1 protein-coding gene is annotated in these 1,245 nt (G+C 40.6%); it reads left to right on the forward strand.

Annotated features, from left to right (window positions below):
* The first annotated feature begins 66 nt into the window (after nt 1-66).
* A complete protein-coding gene (locus tag HMPREF0650_RS05610) occupies nt 67-1,122 on the forward strand; it encodes an IS5 family transposase (RefSeq protein WP_040562592.1) in 1,056 nt (351 codons plus the stop codon).
* The last annotated feature ends 123 nt before the right edge of the window (nt 1,123-1,245 follow it).

Raw genomic sequence — 1,245 nt, forward strand, 5'->3', positions numbered from 1 at the left:
GGAGACCTCTGCAAAACTCTTATCCTAAAATTTGCTCATTACATTATTTTTTTGTACCTTTATGGTATGAAACAAACTCTTTCTTCTCCCAGTTTTGCCGATGTCGTTCTCGGTCAGCGTAAGGTCAAGCAGACCTTCTTTTCCCAAATAGATAAATTAATTGATTGGACACCTATCCGTGGTATCATAGAAATCGCTTATACCAAAGGTTATAAATCAACAGGTCGTCCAAGTTATGACAGCTTGATTTTATTCAAGATAGAACTTCTTCGTACATGGTATGGTCTTAGTGACGGTGAGGTAGAGGAACAAGTAAACGATCGTCTTTCTTTCAGTCGGTTTGTTGGCTTGGGTCTAGAAGATACTGCTCCCGACAGTACTACAGTTTGCCGCTTTCGCAACACGTTGGTGGAAGCAGAACTTTATGATATGGTTCTCAATGAAATCAATCGGCAACTTGAGTCTAAAGGTGTCATCGTTAAGCGTGGTGCTATTATCGATGCGAGCATTACCGATACTCCACGCCGTCCGCGTGGACGCAAGGAGTATGAAGTAGTGGAAGACCGTAATGAAGCAGACAGTCGTGATAGTTCAGAAAAAGCAATGGTCAAGGAAGTTATTAAGCCAAACGTTGATGGAGATGCAAGATGGATTAAGAAGATGGGCAAACTTCACTTTGGTTATAAGCGACATACTGTGACTGACGAGAATGGTTTGATTTTGGCTGAGGAAACAACTGCCGCCAATGAAAGTGACATTAAACATCTTGAAACTCCTTTGCAGAAAGCCAATCTTCCTGTTAGAACACCTGTCTATGCCGATAAAGGCTATAACTCTTCAGAGAACAAGGAAGTACTTACTCGGATGAAGCTCAAGAGCAGAATCATGCACAAAGGGGTTAGAGGCAAGAAGATTACAGAAAGGGAGCAACGTATCAATGTTAGCATCAGTAAGATTAGATACAGAGTTGAGCGTACTTTTGGTTCTATGCATAGATGGTTTCGTGCAGGAGTGGCAAGATATGTGGGATTGGCAAAGACACATGCGCAACATATTATGGAGGCTGTTGCATACAATCTTTATCGAACTCCTGGGATAATTGTGTCCAATTCTCTCAAATAAGGGAGAAATATATATTAAATAGGGGGTATATAAGCCCTTTTGATCCTTAGATAGGCTTTATTTTAGATTTAATGTGGTTATAAGTGAATTTATGAGAGGAAGAGAAAGTTTTGCAGAGGTCTC

The organism is Hoylesella buccalis ATCC 35310 (genome assembly GCF_000177075.1).
Classification (GTDB): Bacteria; Bacteroidota; Bacteroidia; order Bacteroidales; family Bacteroidaceae; genus Prevotella; species Prevotella buccalis.